This window comes from Nocardia shimofusensis NBRC 100134 (assembly GCF_001613125.1).
In the GTDB taxonomy this organism is placed as follows: domain Bacteria; phylum Actinomycetota; class Actinomycetes; order Mycobacteriales; family Mycobacteriaceae; genus Nocardia; species Nocardia shimofusensis.
This window is the reverse complement of the sequence record NZ_BDBT01000068.1, coordinates 1-1292: the sequence shown is the minus strand read 5'-3', so window position 1 is coordinate 1292 and position 1292 is coordinate 1. Positions and strand designations below refer to the sequence as shown.

Below are 1292 nucleotides of genomic sequence, written 5' to 3'. Positions count from 1 at the left end.
CCGGGCAGTGGGGTCATGGCGGCGCCGGGTTTGGTGGTGGTTGCGCCGGGTAGTGGGGAGATCATGATGGCGCCGGTTTCGGTTTGCCACCAGGTGTCGACGATGGGGGTGCGGTCGGCGCCGAGGACTTCTCGATACCAGCGCCAGGCTTCGGGGTTGATGGGTTCGCCGACGCTGCCGAGCAGTCGCAGTGAGTTCAGGTTGTGCGCGTCCGGGATCGCCCTGCCCCATTTCATGAAGGTGCGGATGAGGGTGGGGGCGGTGTAGTAGATGGTGACGCCGTAGTTTTCGATGATTTGGAAGTGGCGGTGTTCGGTGGGGGAGTTGGGGGTGCCTTCGTAGACGATTTGGGTGGCGCGGTTGGCGAGGGGGCCGTAGACGATGTAGGAGTGGCCGGTGATCCAGCCGATGTCGGCGGTGCACCAGTAGATGTCTTGTCCGGGTTTGTGGTCGAAGACGTAGTGGTGGGTGTAGGCGGTTTGGGTGAGGTAGCCGCCGCTGGTGTGGAGGATGCCTTTGGGTTTTCCGGTGGTGCCGGAGGTGTAGAGGATGAACAGGGGGTGTTCGGCGGGGAAGGGTTGGGCGGTGTGGTGGGGGGAGGCGTGGGTGACGGTGTCGTGCCACCACAGGTCGCGGCCTTCGGTGATGGGGGTGTCGATGCCGGTGCGGGCGACGACGAGGACGTGTTCGACGGTGTGGCCGGGTTCGGTGAGGGCTTCGTCGACGGCGGTTTTGAGGGGGACGGGGGTGCCGCGGCGGTATTGGCCGTCGGTGGTGATGATGAGGCGGGCGGCGGCGTCGTCGGTGCGTTGGCGCAGGGCGTGGGGGGAGAAGCCGGCGAAGACGACGGAGTGGGTGAGGCCGAGGCGGGCGCAGGCGAGGATGGCGATGATGGCTTCGGGGATCATCGGCATGTAGATGGCGACGCGGTCGCCGGGGGTCAGGCCGAGTTCGGTGAGGTAGTTGGCTGCTTTGCTGACTTCGGTGAGGAGGTCGTGGTAGGTGAGGGTGCGTTTGTCGCCGGGTTCGCCTTCCCAGTGGATGGCGGGTTGGTCGCCGTGTCCGGCCAGGACGTGGCGGTCGAGGCAGTTGTAGGCGATGTTGAGTTCGCCGTCGGCGAACCAGCGGGCGATGGGGGCGTGGGTCCAGTCGAGGATTTCGGTGAAGGGGGTGTGCCAGTGCAGGCGGCGGGCTTGTTCGGCCCAGAATGCCAGTCGGTCGGTCTGTGCTTGTTCGTAGAGCGAGCCGTCGGTGTTGGCTTGGGCGACGAACTCCGGCGACGGCGGGTAGGA

Annotated in this window: 1 protein-coding gene; it reads right to left on the bottom strand. The window is 66.3% G+C overall.

Annotated features, from left to right (window positions below; all coding sequences use genetic code 11):
- Positions 1-1292 (bottom strand): acetate--CoA ligase (locus NS3_RS28090; protein ID WP_067866077.1); only part of this gene is annotated, 1292 nt, incomplete at both ends.